The 15,389-nt window shown below is 34.4% G+C and carries 15 protein-coding genes and 2 tRNA genes; 8 read left to right on the top strand and 9 right to left on the bottom strand.

The genetic code is table 11. The features are described from left to right. Positions 1-130: 130 nt before the first annotated feature. Positions 131-505: a DUF5763 domain-containing protein gene (locus ACP6L2_RS03355; protein ID WP_440507880.1), complete on the bottom strand. Its 375-nt coding sequence runs from the start codon at positions 503-505 to the stop codon at positions 131-133. Positions 506-740: 235 nt separating this feature from the next. Between ACP6L2_RS03355 and ACP6L2_RS03350 the strand changes: the two genes are divergently transcribed. Further along, the gene (locus tag ACP6L2_RS03350; protein ID WP_440507879.1) at positions 741-887 is read left to right on the top strand and encodes a hypothetical protein; all 147 of its coding nucleotides are present in this window, start codon (positions 741-743) and stop codon (positions 885-887) included. 251 nt (positions 888-1,138) lie between these two features. Here the strand turns inward: ACP6L2_RS03350 and ACP6L2_RS03345 are convergent. Next, positions 1,139-1,226: transfer RNA gene (locus ACP6L2_RS03345), tRNA-Ser, on the bottom strand. 283 nt (positions 1,227-1,509) lie between these two features. Here ACP6L2_RS03345 and ACP6L2_RS03340 point away from each other — a divergent pair. The 6 genes from ACP6L2_RS03340 (at position 1,510) to ACP6L2_RS03315 (ending at position 4,288) form a co-directional block, all read left to right on the top strand. Next, a tRNA-Arg gene (locus ACP6L2_RS03340) sits at positions 1,510-1,583 on the top strand. A gap of 185 nt (positions 1,584-1,768) precedes the next feature. Further along, a complete protein-coding gene (locus tag ACP6L2_RS03335) occupies positions 1,769-2,017 on the top strand; it encodes a hypothetical protein (RefSeq protein ID WP_440507878.1) in 249 nt (82 codons plus the stop codon). Positions 2,018-2,312: 295 nt separating this feature from the next. Next, complete coding sequence (locus ACP6L2_RS03330; protein ID WP_440507877.1) at positions 2,313-2,801, top strand: GNAT family N-acetyltransferase; 489 nt, start codon at positions 2,313-2,315, stop codon at positions 2,799-2,801. 24 nt (positions 2,802-2,825) lie between these two features. Then, complete coding sequence (locus ACP6L2_RS03325) at positions 2,826-3,182, top strand: DUF4180 domain-containing protein (RefSeq protein WP_440507876.1); 357 nt, start codon at positions 2,826-2,828, stop codon at positions 3,180-3,182. Positions 3,183-3,187: 5 nt separating this feature from the next. Then, a complete protein-coding gene (locus ACP6L2_RS03320) occupies positions 3,188-3,556 on the top strand; it encodes a VOC family protein (protein WP_440507875.1) in 369 nt (122 codons plus the stop codon). A 222-nt stretch (positions 3,557-3,778) separates the two neighbouring features. Beyond that, positions 3,779-4,288, top strand: a complete 510-nt coding sequence (locus ACP6L2_RS03315) for a thermonuclease family protein (protein WP_440507874.1) — start codon at positions 3,779-3,781, stop codon at positions 4,286-4,288. Here the strand turns inward: ACP6L2_RS03315 and ACP6L2_RS03310 are convergent. Next, positions 4,285-6,966: a cation-translocating P-type ATPase gene (locus ACP6L2_RS03310; RefSeq protein WP_440507873.1), complete on the bottom strand. Its 2,682-nt coding sequence runs from the start codon at positions 6,964-6,966 to the stop codon at positions 4,285-4,287. The two genes, ACP6L2_RS03315 and ACP6L2_RS03310, sit on opposite strands and share 4 nt — an antisense overlap. Before the next feature lie 206 nt (positions 6,967-7,172). Here ACP6L2_RS03310 and ACP6L2_RS03305 point away from each other — a divergent pair, with 206 nt between their 5' ends. Then, positions 7,173-8,036, top strand: a complete 864-nt coding sequence (locus tag ACP6L2_RS03305) for a universal stress protein (protein ID WP_440507872.1) — start codon at positions 7,173-7,175, stop codon at positions 8,034-8,036. 16 nt (positions 8,037-8,052) lie between these two features. Here ACP6L2_RS03305 and ACP6L2_RS03300 read toward each other — a convergent pair whose 3' ends face one another. From ACP6L2_RS03300 to ACP6L2_RS03275, 6 genes are all read right to left on the bottom strand, one after another. Beyond that, positions 8,053-10,509, bottom strand: a complete 2,457-nt coding sequence (locus ACP6L2_RS03300) for a phosphocholine-specific phospholipase C (protein WP_440507871.1) — start codon at positions 10,507-10,509, stop codon at positions 8,053-8,055. Between the two features lie 723 nt (positions 10,510-11,232). Then, positions 11,233-11,973: a dienelactone hydrolase family protein gene (locus ACP6L2_RS03295; RefSeq protein WP_440507870.1), complete on the bottom strand. Its 741-nt coding sequence runs from the start codon at positions 11,971-11,973 to the stop codon at positions 11,233-11,235. Between the two features lie 22 nt (positions 11,974-11,995). Next, the gene (locus ACP6L2_RS03290; protein ID WP_440507869.1) at positions 11,996-13,000 is read right to left on the bottom strand and encodes an alpha/beta fold hydrolase; all 1,005 of its coding nucleotides are present in this window, start codon (positions 12,998-13,000) and stop codon (positions 11,996-11,998) included. Between the two features lie 8 nt (positions 13,001-13,008). After that, positions 13,009-13,875, bottom strand: coding sequence for an NAD(P)-dependent oxidoreductase (locus tag ACP6L2_RS03285; protein ID WP_440507868.1), 867 nt, complete (start codon positions 13,873-13,875; stop codon positions 13,009-13,011). Positions 13,876-13,880: 5 nt separating this feature from the next. Beyond that, complete coding sequence (locus ACP6L2_RS03280) at positions 13,881-14,822, bottom strand: DUF1801 domain-containing protein (RefSeq protein WP_440507867.1); 942 nt, start codon at positions 14,820-14,822, stop codon at positions 13,881-13,883. An 11-nt stretch (positions 14,823-14,833) separates the two neighbouring features. Further along, positions 14,834-15,337, bottom strand: coding sequence for an SRPBCC domain-containing protein (locus ACP6L2_RS03275; protein WP_440507866.1), 504 nt, complete (start codon positions 15,335-15,337; stop codon positions 14,834-14,836). Between the last annotated feature and the right edge of the window lie 52 nt (positions 15,338-15,389).

Below are 15,389 nucleotides of genomic sequence, written 5' to 3'. Positions count from 1 at the left end.
TTTTATACCAACTTTTAGCGTGGATAAATGATATTATAAATCAATTAAGGCAGGATGAATTAGTAAGAAATTGGAAGTCCTATTTCTTATATAAAAAGTGGGCTTCGAGGAAATAGAAAAAGTAAGATTATTATTTAGTTTCATGCTGGAAGCAGTAGCCATTTTTATTTTTTGTCTTTCGCTTACACCTTGCACCGGCTTTGGTCTTCCCTTTACATTGGATAGCTACTTGCAGCGTTCCTTGTGCTTCATTACTCCTTATCCCTAGGCCTCTAGAATTTGTTGTGTTGACCAATCTATTGGCAGAAGAATTATTTGGGTTGCATTGTGTACAAGGTTCAAGTCCAATTCTTAAGGCTTCATTTACTGTCATTCCATTGGAAACATTCTTCACATAACGACAAGTCGCGGTATGGTATTTTTTACCGGATGGCGTTTTGTAAACGGTTTGTGCAGAGATTTTACTGACAAATAGTAGGAAGAATATGGTTACGATGTATTTCAAGGCAATAATTTGTTGGTCAAAATTACTAATTGTTTATTGGATTACGGGTAAATTAATTGCTACAAAGGTGTTAGGGTGATGGAAGGAATAAATGAGAGGAGATTGATGTGTAGGTTGTTTTTGTTGATGAGTGGTTATTTGAGGGATATGGTGAGTGGTTTATTTAATCCAAAGCTTCTAGGAGCTAGTGCTAGGTTGGGGCATTCATGCTTGATGAAAAACTCCTCATCTTGCGATGAGTGTTAGAGGGTTTGATGTTGAATTTGTAATGAATGAATGTGGTGAGGGATTGGTTCAGACGCTCGGAGATTTATACTTGAACCTGAATACCTATACGGATATAACCATAGCTAGCGCTGGTTTTGAGTACAACACTTTGTAAGATATTCCTCATCTTGCGATGAGTTTTAGATAGTTTGATGTGGTTTTTGTAATGAATGGATGTGGTGAGGGATTGGTTCAGCCGCTCGGAGGCCCGCACTTGACCCTGAACCATCCCTTTTTTGGGGTGGCTTCAACCAAATCAAGCCGCTCGCTGCGCTCGCTTGTTTTGTTGTTAATAGGGGTTGCTCAAACAAGTTTGGCAACCCCTATTAACAACAAAACCCACCTAACGGTGGGCTTTGATTTGGTTGGCGGAGAGTGAGGGATTCGAACCCCCGAACCTGTGACAGTTAACGGTTTTCAAGACCGCCGCATTCGACCACTCTGCCAACTCTCCGCGACAAAAGTACAAATTCTACACTATTCTCCAAATTAAAAATGAAAAAAGAAAGATAAAATATGCCCTTTAATCAGTAATAAGGCTGATTTTTAATACTTTATTGCTCCAAAAAAATAAAAAAACAACAATAAATGGTCTCTTCCAGTTTATTTTAAGAAGATAATGGATTTAAATAAAAAATATCTGATTGGAAGGCAATCAGTTAATAGTCGTAAGTTAAAAAAAAGACAATTTATTTTGCTTTTTAGCGCCAAATACCTACTTTTGCTTCACAAAATAAGCGCCAATAGCTCAGCTGGATAGAGCAACGGTTTTCTAAACCGTCGGTCAGGGGTTCGAATCCCTTTTGGCGTACTTAAAAGCCTGTTAAGTTTTATACTTGACAGGCTTTTCTGTTTTCTGCCCTTTTACATTTATCAATGTATAAGACGATTATATTAAAAATAATTTAGCTAAATAGTATTATAAGTTTAAGAGAGTTAACAACTATGCTTTATATAATTTTAATTTATAAATTAGTAAAACCAAACTAATATATTATGAAAACATTATTACAAGCTGTGGATACAAATCCATTTGGCAACATTATGATTCTTCTCCTCTATATCATTATTGGCCTATTTGTATTCTTAATAATACGAGGCTTTTTCCTGTGGTACTATAAAATATACGAGGTACTTAATAATCAAAAAGAGCAAATTAGAGTACAAAATGAAACAAATGAATTATTAAGGGAAATTAGAGATCAATATTTAATAGACTTCAGAGAAAGAATTGGAACCAAATAATTTTAGAAAGAATACACTAATAATACATCAAAAAGAAAATTCCATTCTATTTTTTAAAATAAAATAATAATATAACTCAAAACAAATCTGGATTTACAAGAAAAATGAATAAATAAAGCCTTGGAGAAGATTGAGGTACTTAAAAGCCTGTTAAGTTTTATACTTGACAGGCTTTTCTGTTTTCTATCCATAGACAATTCACGACAATTAAACATTACGACAACCTTAAATTCATTTTTAATCAATACCTTAACCCTAAATATTACCAACCAAGGATTATTAAATACTATAAAGTATGGTGCTAAAACTTGAAAAATTCAGAACAGAAGATTTTCACCTATATTATTCTCTCGTAAATAATGAACAAGTCATGGCCATGATTACCGAACGTGCAATGGAAATGGATGAAGCCAAAATGGATTTTGAAAAAATCATATCTTTTAACAGCAGAGATCCCCTACTCGGTTATTACAAAATTTTGGAAAAAGATAATCTTGAATTTATTGGATTGGGGAAATTGGAAATGGTAGAACTTGAAAAGAAAGAAGCAGAACTTGGCTACATGATTTTACCACAATTTTGGGGAAAAGGAATTGCAAGTACGGTGTCTCTTACGCTGATTGAATTAGCTAAACTTAATATGTCTATTGACAAGCTTTATGCAATAATAGACCCTAAAAACGGGCCTTCCAGAAAAGTCCTCACAAAAAATGGCTTTAAACACAAGGAATATTTAGAATATGAAGGTCTACCTGGGGAAATACTAGAACTTAAAATGAAATAAATCAATAACTAAAAACGAATTTAGATGGATTTAAATATTACACATTATAAGGGAAAAGATATTCCAGAAGTAATATCTCAAGATATTATTATTAGTATTTATGAAGATGCATTGGACTTACTAGGCAGTATCTACTATCAAGGTTATGATGGGTTCATAATCCATAAAAAGAATATTCACGAAGACTTCTTTGATTTAAGTACCAAAATGGCAGGTGATATTTTACAAAAATTTTCAAACTATCGAATGAAGCTAGCTATTATAGGTGATTTTTCACAGTATCAAAGTAAAAATTTGAAGGACTTCATTTTTGAAAGCAATAAATCCAGGCATATCAATTTCGTATCAAGTATTGAAGAGGCATTTGAAAAACTAGAATAAGACATATGGTAAAGTTGGAGACCATCATTGCTGTAAGGGATATACAAATTAGCAGAGATTTTTATCAAAAGATTTTAGGTCTAAGTTCGTCGCATGGCGGTGATTCTTTTGAAATACTTAAGTATGGAGAAGAGATTATTATTTGTCTACACAAATGGGGCGAACATGAGCATCCCAGTATGTTGTATTCATCTAATCAAAATGGAAATGGATTGATCCTCTTTTTTAGGGTTGATGAACTAAATTGTATCTATCAAAATGCTTTAAGGATAGAAGCAAAAATTGAAAAAGCAATTCATTATAATCCAAACTCCTTAAAAAATCAATTTACATTGTTTGATCCTGACGGTTATTACATCATTATTTCTAATTAAAGGGCATAACATAGAAAATCCTGAGGCGGGGAACCTCAGGATTTTTTCTAAACCAATTATTAACCTAATTATGAAATTTACTTTTATTACACTTTTGCTCTCTTGCACTATAATAACGCAAGTAGAATACCAATAGTACCTTTCAATGGTTGTCTTAACAACATTTAACAGATTTATTGTTTTACAATTCTTTATAACTTACTCTTTCCTTACCTTTGGCGAATGTATTTAAAAAGTCTTCCTATATTTTTGTTTTTGATAACCTTATGCCTAGTTACTACTGCGCAAAAAGCAATTTTGTGGGGCAAGGTGGTTCGTATAGCTGATGGAGATACAGTAACCTTGTTAGACAGTTTAAATCAACAGCATAGCATTCGATTACATGGAATAGACTGTCCAGAACGAACCCAAGACTATTTTCAGGTAGCTAAAGAATTCACAGCACAATTTTGTGCCAATAAAGTGGTTCGAGCAGATGTCTATTCTTACGATCAGTACAAAAGGGCAATCGCTCGTATGTATGTGGATAGCACCGAATTAAACTATGCACTATTGAAATCTGGATTAGCTTGGCATTTCACACAATTTGATAAAACCACCTATTACGCAGAGGCTGAAGCCGAAGCTAAAATGTATAAGCGACAATTATGGTCATTACCTAACCCAATAGCTCCTTGGGAATTCCGCAAATGGAAAAGACAACAAAGGCAAAATTCAAAAGTAAAGAATTAATTCTTTCTGCGAATTCGATAAACCCATTTGATTAATTCATTTATAAGCATTGGCACTAATCCAAACAATAGGATTATTCCCCAATCCTGTACACTAATCAATTGTAATTTAAAGGATTCCCTCATTACAGGAATAAATAGAACCATTAATTGTAATGCAAAGCCTAAAACAATTGCCCCTATCAAATAAAGATTACTGAACAGTCCGACTTGAAGAATTGACTTACGTTCATTTCTAAAGCTTAAGCTATAGAATAATTGACATGCAATAATTGTCAGGAAGGCCATAGTCCTTGAATATGCATGAACCTCTTCGGGAATATTGGCATCAAAAACAGAATAGTTGTGTTCATAGTAACCGAAAATAAAAGCTATAATAGTTAAAGCTCCTATTAAAAGTCCACCAAGAATAATACGTTTTCCAGCACCATGGGAGAAGAAGTTTTCTTTTATAGAACGAGGTTTATCCTTCATGACTGCTTTATCTCCTGGATCCATTCCTAAAGCAACAGCAGGTAGCGTATCTGTAATCAGATTAATCCATAGAAGCTGAGTAGCCAAAAGCGGAACAGGCATGCCGGCTACAATTGCTGTAAACATAGCCACCACCTCTCCTACGTTACTTGCCAAAAGAAATACAACTGATTTTTTGATGTTGTTGTATATATTCCTTCCTTGTTCAATTGCCGTTATTATGGTAGAGAAGTTATCATCTGCAAGGATCATATCAGAGGCATTTTTTGCGACATCGGTCCCTGTGATCCCCATCGCAACACCTATATCGGCTGCATTCAAGGATGGTGCATCATTTACGCCATCACCGGTCATAGAGACGATATTGCCTTTTTCCTTAAACGCTTTAACAATGTTGACTTTATTTTCAGGAGATACACGGGCGAATACGGTATAGTTTTCAATTTTATCGGCAAGCTTTTGAGCGTCTAAAGCATTTAATTCAACACCAGTAATAGCCTGATCTTTATTTTCTGCAATTCCTAGTTCTTTCGCAATAGCAAAAGCAGTTTGCTTATGATCTCCCGTAATCATAATTGTGCGAATGCCGGCATTCTTTGCCAATTGAATAGAATCTTTAACTTCTTGTCGAGGTGGATCGATCATACCTACCAAACCGACAAATATTAAATCTTCCTCAAATTGATCTTCGGCTATTTTTTTACTTGGCTCCTTATACGCCAAAGCTAAAGTTCGAAGAGCTTTTGCTGACATCTTATCTACAGCTTCAGAAATTAAGGTTTTGTGTGCATCTGTTATTGGAATTTGTTGTTCTTGTTCCAAAACATACTTACATTTTAAGATCAGGTTATCAACTGCACCTTTGACATAAAGCTTATAACCATTTTGATCTTTATGAAGGGTAGACATCATTTTTCGATCAGAATCAAATGCTAGTTCCTTAATACGTGGTTGGTTCTCTATAATTTCTTTACGATTTATTCCCCAATGATCAGCTAACATTAAAAGCGCAACTTCAGTCGGATCACCAGTTTGTTTATCCGCTTCTAACGTGGCATCTGAAGCTAGAACCATTCCTTCAATCAAGAGCTTCTCCTCGGGTAGTATTTTCCCCTCTTCATCTACATCCACTAATTTATCAGCAAAAGTAAACAGCTCCTTCACCGTCATTTTATTTTGGGTAAGTGTTCCTGTTTTATCGGAGCAAACAATATTTACGGAACCTAAGGTCTCTACAGCAGGAAGCTTTTTAATAATTGCTTTCTGTTTAGCCATCTTAGTTACGCCAATAGACAACACGATAGCAACTATAGCTGCTAATCCTTCTGGAATAGACGCTACAGCCAGGGAAACTGATGTTAAGAACATTTCCGTTAAATCCCTTCCTTGAAAATAAGAAACAACGAAAATAAAAACACAGATTCCTACAGCTAGTTTTCCAAGTGTCTTTCCTAAGTGAGCAAGCCTAATCTCTAAAGGAGTTTTGGTTTGTTGATCTTCTTTAAGAAAATCGGCAATCTTTCCTACTTCGGTTTTATTTCCTGTCGCTACGACTACTCCAGTTCCTCTTCCATACGTAACTAAACTGGTCATATAAGCCATGTTTACTCTGTCAGCTATGGCTACATCTTCATCTTGATAAATCTCCTCGGCATTCTTTTCCACCGCAACGGACTCACCTGTTAAAGCTGACTCATCAATTTTTAGGTTTACAGTCTCTATTAAACGAAGATCAGCAGGCACATATCTTCCTGCATCTAAGATGACTAGATCCCCTGGAACCAATTCTTCAGCATCAACTTCAAATTGCTCTCCAGACCTTTTCACCAACGCTTTTGGACTAGCCATACTTTGTAATGCCGCAATGGCATTACTAGCTTTAATCTCCTGAAACATACCTAAGAATGCATTAATCAATATGACGATCATGATAATTATACCATCGGTATACTCACCCATCGCCACCGTAATAATGACCGCAGCTAACAATACATATATAAGTGCGTCATTTAATTGACTAAAAAATATGGAAAACAATGATTTCCTTTTTTGACCTGTTAGGACATTCTTTCCATATTCCTCCTGTCGTTTAGCAACTTCATTCTTGTCCAATCCTACTTGAGGATCAACCAGCAATTGCTGATAAACTTCATCAGTTGAAAATTGAAAATATTGTTTGGTTTTCAGATGATTGTCAGTAACCATAGTTCGAGTACTTTACTAAGAGAACCAAATTTAAGGCCTATATGTTTAATATTAATTGATTTTCATCACGATTTTGGTTAATAAGAGTTACTACTACCATAAAAGGAAGATATAATTTGTTTTACCATAAATCGAATGGTATTATTTTCATAAGTCATATATTAAATAAGTATATTTATCTAATATTAACCATTCACCTACTTCCTATGAGAAATGCACTATTGGTACCAACTGATTTTTCTGAAAATTCATGGATAGCATTAAATTATGCCGTTCATTTGGCTGAAAGATTTCAATGGAACATTCAAGTTCTTCATGTCTATCAAACTTTTGGGAACCTATTGGCTTCTGCTGAATTTAATGATGCTGTAAGTTTACATAGCCATGAAGAAGCTGAAAAACAAATGGCAGACCTAGATGAAAGAATCAAAAAGCAATTTCCTAAAGCCCCTATAAGCACAGCTTGTATGGCAGGAAGTTTAAATGATGTCATTCAAGAAATGCTGTTAAATTCACCAATCCAATTTATTGTGATGGGAACTAAGGGGGCTAGTGGATTAAAACATGTTGCACTTGGAAGTAATACCTATGAAGTGATACAACATTCGCCAATAGGTGTTTTAGCTGTTCCAGACACTTACCAGCAATTCAAGTTACGTAAAATAGGTTTATTGACTAATTTTAAACCTACTGAATTGGAATTATTGTCAGAATTTACACAAAGAACGAGCTCCGCTTTTGACTTAGCGTTATTACATGTTTCAGAAGGTGATGCATTTCCTAGTCAAGAAGATGTTTTATTTTGGCAGGATCAGATATTAAAATCATTTGAACTAAACCAGGTAACTTATCACAGTAAAGAAATGGTCAATCGTCTTGATGTAAGTGAACCTATTACCAAATGTGTTGATCAATTTGTTGATGTAGAAGAAATTGATTTATTATTAGTCTCTTTTACACGCAAGAGCTTCTTCAGAAGACTTTTTAGCAGGAGTTTACCAAAAGCTTTAGCGCATCACATGAAAGTACCAACTTATTTCAGTGCTTTAGAAAATAGAAAGATGGCATAATAACCATCTTTCTATATTATAAATCGTTTCCCATCAAGGGATCGGTCATACTACTTTTCCCATTTTCCACATGGCCGGCAAATCGATAATAAAAGTCCTTATCATCTGAAAGCTTGATCTCATAATCATACCAACCATGGCTTTCCTGAAGAGAAATACCTAATTCTTTAATTTTTCTTCTGCTAAATTCAATGGATTTTCTTCCATAAGCTTGATCTTTCATGTTGGCATTGGATTTCAATTCACTTACTTTAATTCGTAAACCATTAGAATGATTTGAGTCAATAGCTATCTGAGGAAAATGCTTCTTTAGATGACCTTTAAATTCTCTAAAAAACCCATTTGGACCATGAACTATAAAATGAAATTTTTGATTCTTAAAGTCACCATATGACCAAGAGTAGGATAATTTTTCTTTTGTTCTTACAGAAAAGTTCCAAGAATTATAATCAGATGAATCGTCTTTATAGGCTGTGTAGTTGATCACCAAAAAAGGCATTCCAACAGGTTTTGTTGCAGGCAATTTACCTTCTAAAGAGAATTCCATAACAATCTTCTTTAGTTTAACGTCAAATCGGATTATTACTTTTGGATCATAAGGAATAGCGTTGGCAGGCTTTATACCCTTTTCTTGAATTCCTAAGCCTCTTTGTTTAAAGTCGAATTTATCCAATTCTGCTTTTGTCATTGCAACAAAATTGCCAGGCAAGTTTTTATGTTGTGCTTGATGGATTCGCTCTACATAAGCATTAAGATTGACATATGCTAAGTCAGGTTTAATCAGTTCAGGAATTGGCCTAAATGCAGAAGTTAAGTTCCCACATACCAATCTTCTCCAAGAGCTGATGTTTTCTTCAATTACTCGTTTTCCTGTTTTCTTCTCTAAAAAATGCTCCATAAATTGGAGTCCAGAAGTTAAATCAAACAATTCAGAATTCACCCATCCCCCTTTACTCCATGGAGATGCAATAACCATCGGCACTCGATAGCCTAAGCCAATTGGACTTTCCAAATTTGTATTTTTATTATTGGTTCGAATACGTTCCTGCTCCACTGTTACATACTCATCAGCTGTATTGATATCAGTAGGCACCTTGCCCGTTTCAGGTCTTGTTGTCAAAGGAGGCACATAAGGAGGGATATGATCAAAATAGCCATCATTTTCATCATATGTAAGAATAAAGATGGTTTTTTTCCAAACATCGGGATTAGATGTTAAGATATCCAAAGTTTCCGAAACATACCATGCACCATACCATGGTGATGATGGGTGGTCCGAGAAACGACAAGGAGCAACTAACCAAGACACAGTTGGTAATTTACCTGTATTTACATCTTCTCTAAATTGATGAAAAACATCTCCTTTAGGAACTTCCACCTGCTCATTGCCATTTTTACCTGCATACTGAATGGTTTGCAATTTATGGTAACTTGGGTCGCCTGTATTTGTTGTAAAGGCTCGTTTATGAATCTCTTGTTGATGTTTTGTTAATTTGGCAAATTCACTTGGGCTATATTTCTCTACATCCCGCTTAAATCTTTCTAAAGTATCTAGAACTTTCTGATAAGCTTCTTGTGAGGCATATCGAGCTACTGTAAGTTCATGCTCTATTTCCTTGACACGTCTTTTTGCATATGCATAATAAGCTGGGTGAAATCTCACTTGATATTGCTCATGAAATTCTAGATTATTATCAGTAAAATTTGCCAACCAATCTTCTTCTTCACCTTCAAAACCAATAGGGAGACTAAGTTCATTTTGATAAATTCGCCAAGAAATACCGGCTTCTTGCAAACGTTCTGGATAGGTTTTCCATGAAATATTCTGATAATTGATTTGAGAATTATCAACATGTGCACTTGAGTTTGGATCTCTTGGATTTTCACGGATAGTACCAGTCCAGAAATAAGAACGATTGGCAGATGTTCCTGTCAAAGAGGAGCAAAAATGTTGGTCACAAACTGTAAAAGCATCAGCAAAGGCATAGTAAAAAGGAATATCCTTACGATCATAATATCCCATGGTTAGCGGGATATGTTTGAATTTACGATTACCAGGTCTCTTTGCTTCTAACCAGTTATCCATCTTACCATTATTCCGTGCAGCAACCATGTTAGACCAACTATGGGGCAAATCCCCCATCCATGTGGCTTGGGTATTTTCAATATCTAGACGAAAAGGGGTGTAATATTTCTGGTCTTTATCAGGTTGATACCAAACTGGCAATCCTTGTGGTCCTCTCAAAGCTCGAGGATCATTGAAACCACGAACACCCTTTAAGCTTCCAAAACAATGGTCAAAGGAACGGTTCTCCTGCATTAAAAACACGATATGTTCAGCATCTAAATAAGTAGAACCTTCAGGAGCTTCTATCGCTAAAGCTCGTTGAATGGATTCAGGTAATACATTAATAGCAGCCGATGCTCCAGCAAGCATGGAAGCCTTTTTTAAAAAATCTCTTCTTGAATTCATATATGTTTAAATTGGCTAATAATTGGAAATTAAAACCAATCCAGCCATCAATAGCAATTTACTCCTTTTTTGATTATCAAGAAAAATCTACTCAAGAATTTCATTGTATTAAGAAAACGAATAGAATCTATCATCAACATTTTGATTTGACTCATATTAACCAACAAGAAATTTACAAAATTGAAATATTTCGGATATATCAAGAGCAAGGTAAATCAAAACTAAAAATAAAACATTTGTCATCAACGTACTTATACTTTATTTAAGCTGAATAAATCAGTTAGAGTATTTTTAATTATATTATTCAAATAATTCCTATAAAGTAATTATTTTTAGATATATTTGATTGTTTAACAAACCATTTTAAGAATTAATACCATAATTCGATGAGATTATTAGTTTGGCTAGCCTGTTTTATTCCTGTGGCTTGGATATTAACAGAATACATTCATAAGAATGTACTAACATTGACAACCGACGGCGTTATTTTTCTCTTTTTACTTTTGATGGCCCTTGCTTATCTAATCCTTATAAATATAAAAACAAAGCGAAAGCAAGGATATTATTGAAGGTAATTAATCAATTGCATGTTCCATTTTTACTAATTAATTTTTAGAGGTTATTTCTGCGTGAATAACCTTTTTTATTTACTGTTTCAGAAATAAAAAACCACTTCAACTATCAAGTGAAGTGGTCCTTTCTTTCATTTCTTTATTCCAAATATTATTTGAGCACTTCTCTTAGAAACATTAGTGTATGGTTCCATGCTCTTTTTGCCATAGTTTCATTGTAATCAGGAGATTCTGGATTAGTAAATGTATGCTTAGAATTAGCATAGGTTATAATTTGCCAATCTGCTTTTCCCTCATCCAATTCGACTATTAGACCATCGTAATCAGCCTTAGATACAGAAGCGTCATCAGCGGGATGTAATACTAAAACCTTTGTATTAATTGTGCCATTTGCTCTATCTGGGGACTTTGACAATCCTCCATGTATACATACTGTTCCTTTTACATCAAAGCCGGCACGGGCAGTTTCTAATGCACCAGCACCTCCAAAGCAATATCCAATAACAGCTACTTCAGTAGTTCCTTGCTTTTTAACTGCATCTAACGCCGCTTTAATTCTATTTTGATATAATTTAAAATCCTTTTTATAAGTGGAAGACAATTTGGAGGCAGCTGCATTATCATTAGGAGCATTTCCTTCACCATAAATATCAGCGATTAAGGCTATATATCCTTCTCTTTCAAGAGCTAAAGCAGCATCTTTGGACTCTTGGTCAATTCCTTTCCATGCAGGTAAAATGACTACTGCAGGTAACTTTTGGCCTGCATTTTTAGTAATCAATCCTTTAAGTTTTTGCGGACCTTCTGTATAGGAAATTTCTTTCAACTCCTGAGCTAAAGCTGAATTGCCAATAATCATTCCCAATAACAACAAAATTCTAAATGGTTTCATAACGAATAAATTTGAATTGTATCTATTTAGCTAAAAATGTCTTTAATGGAGAAATAAACCTTTCAAATACCTCAATATGTGGGAGATGTCCCACATCATCCAATTCAATAAGTTCAGATCCTTTTATTAATTGTTGGGTAGATTTACCCAATAATTGATACTGTCCCATTTTATCGCGGATTGCAGCATCTTTGATGCGATCTTTACCTATTGACGTTCTATCACGTGTCCCTATAATTAACAATGTAGGTACATTTAGGTTTTTAAATTCATATACTACTGGCTGTGTAAAAATCATGTCTGTAGTTAGGGCATTGTTATAGGCAACTTTAGGATATTCAGGATGTTTATTCCAGCCTGTTAAAAGGTAGACCCACTCATCATATTCAGATTTCCATTTATTATCATAATAAAAGCGATTTTGATAAGCTTTCGTACTTTCATAATTCGCTTTTAACTCACTCTTGTAATTCTCCAAGATACTACTGTATGGAGCATATATCTTCCAATCTTCTAAACCTATTGGATTCTCTAAAATCAACTTTTCTACTGTTTCAGGATACATTAATGCAAAACGCGTTGCTAACATACCCCCCATAGAGTGCCCTAATAAATAGATCTTTTTGATTTGAAGCTTATCTAATACTTGTTTTGTGTTTTGTGCCAGTTGTTGAAATGAATACTGATAATTTTGCGGTTTAGAAGATTTTCCAAATCCTATCTGATCAGGTGCAATTACACGATATCCCTCTTTAGTTAATGCTTGAATCGTTGTCTTCCAGTATGCAGCATTAAAGTTCTTTCCATGTAATAGCAAAACAGTTTTATTATTTGCCTTTCCTATGGGTTTTATATCCATATAAAACATTTCCAAGGTTTGGTTTTGATTGGAATCCAAAACTAATTTGGATACAGGATAAGGATATTCATAATTCGTTAAATTAATATCCAACACTTCCCTGTTATCTTGCGCATGATTAACTTGATAACCCAACAATAGAACTACTGCAAATAATAACTTCTTCATAATTACACTTATTTATTCATGGATCGAGTCTTCAAATAGTCTAAAACTCCCATGACATCCTTTTCGCCATAGCCAGCGTCATGAGCATCTTGATAAGTCTTTTCAAGGACTTTACTCATTGGCATATCAGCACCTGCTGCAATAGCAAGATTTACGTCCTTTAACATTAAATCCAACGCAAAAGCTGGAGGGAAACTATTCTCAATTATAGATTGGGTTTTTACTTTGGTCGCTCCACTCCCACTTGCACTTTCATTAATAATAGCCATCATATTTTCTCGGCTAATTCCCAATTTTTCTGCGAATAAAACAGTTTCTGCCATTCCTTGATATAGGATGGATAAGTAATAGTTTATACATAGTTTAGCTGCAATTCCAGCCCCATTATCACCAAGATATTTAATCTCTTTACCCATCAATGATAAGTATGGTAAAACTCTTTCTTTATCCTTATTGCTGCTACCAACCATAAAAATTAATGTACCCTCTTTCGCTGGTTGAGTACTACCTGCAACAGGAGCATCTACAAATGCACCACCTTTGGACTTCAAGGTTTCAGCTATGGCTTTTGATGCTTGTTCAGATATGGTACTCATATCTACAAACAATTTATCTTTCACATTTCCAGTAAGAATAGTCTCATAAACGGCATGAACAGCATCATCATTGGTTAACATCGTAAAAATAATATCTGTTTGTTCAACTAAATCAGTTATGCTCGAACAAACGGTACTTCTTTCTGTAAAGCCTATAGTTTTTTCTACAGAACGATTAAACACAAATAAATCTACACCAGCTTTTTCTAGATTTTTAGCCATGGGACCTCCCATATTTCCCAAACCTATAAAACCTATCTTATCTTTAAAATCACTCATTCTACTTACTTTTTATATTTATCATGTAATCCCTTTCCTTCTAATATTAATGGAATGATTTTATCAATTCGAGCTAATTTTGTTTTCTCTTGTTTTGCCTCATCAATATACTCCATATATTCCTTTTGTTTCCCAGGCGTAAGCTTATCAAAGGCTTTTTGAAATTCTTTATTCTGATCCAATGCTTCTTTCAGAATTCCAGTCACTTCTTTAGGTGCAGAACGCTCAATTTTTATTTCTTTACCATCGCGTATGGTTTGAACTGACTCTTCAATATATGCTAAGATTTTCTTTTCATTCATTTCCGATACATCCTTAAAACGCCATTGGCGTAATGCTTTAGTTTTTCCTTCAGATGCATTTATAAGAACTTTTTCAGGATCATTTAGAAATACTCCGTTATAAAACCATAAGGAAAAGAAATCTTTAAATCCTCCCCAGCCTATAATATTTTTACCTTGAAAAGTATAAACATCTGACCCCCATTTAAATTCCTTTTTTAAGGGAGATTTTGTTTTAACGATAAGCTGATTCATAAATTCCTCTGCATCCACCCATGTACTTTTATGTGAATCCCAAGTTGGCCCTTTCTTATCTTTAAGCAAATCCACATTAAACGCTATCAATTTCCGTATAAGATCTTTTGGAATAGGTTTGTCTAAAGGTATTTGAATAGCACCTTTAGAGGTTTTAAAGGTATTTAAGTCATCTTCATAAGCCTCTATGGCAGCAGGACCAGGATATAGTCCTAAATGATTTTTAAACAAAGCAAAATGCATGAGATTCCCCTGGTACCGAAAGGTTGGCATTTTATAACTAATTGTCTCCTTGGTTTCCTTAGGACTTGCTTCCTTGATAATCCGTCTTACTTGCTTTAATATATTTTGTCCTTCTTTATCGAAAGAAGCGATATATTCATCTATTGTTGAAAAGCTTGCTTCACTCATATATTGTTTGCTTAAGATATCATAAAATCAAATGCCCCCTTACGGAGATTAATTCCGTATTCTAAACTAGCCTTCATACAAGCTAAAAAATTTGCCCATCCTTCTGTTTGTCCTATAGCTTGTTTAATACCATCCTCATCTTTTTCCATTCTACTCTCTTTTACTCTTACAACGGTTGAACTCCCATTGATGTCCTCTAAAAACATTTCAACTAACATTCCTTCTGCACCACCACTCCAATCAAAAGAAATATATTCATTTGCTTTAATCAGTTTACCTGTGACTGGAAATATATCGTCAAACTCTGGAAACTTCCATTCTACGGTTACATCATTCTCTAAATCACATGTAGAGTGTTCTATGAAATAATTGCTCATTTTTTCTGCTGATACAATCGCATCAAATACTTCTGCAATAGGTTTTTGGATTTGTATGGCAGCTCTAGCTGTCAAATAATTATCATTAATCATCGTTTTGAAAATTAGTAAGAATATTAAAGATGAAATATCCTTCATCCTGTTATATTAAACGAATATAATCAAGTTATAGTTGTTTTTTTGAAAAAAT

Source organism: Sphingobacterium lactis, assembly GCF_051951495.1.
Lineage (GTDB): Bacteria > Bacteroidota > Bacteroidia > Sphingobacteriales > Sphingobacteriaceae > Sphingobacterium > Sphingobacterium lactis_A.
Note: the sequence above shows the minus strand (reverse complement) of the source record. Positions and strands in the feature narration are given on the sequence as shown.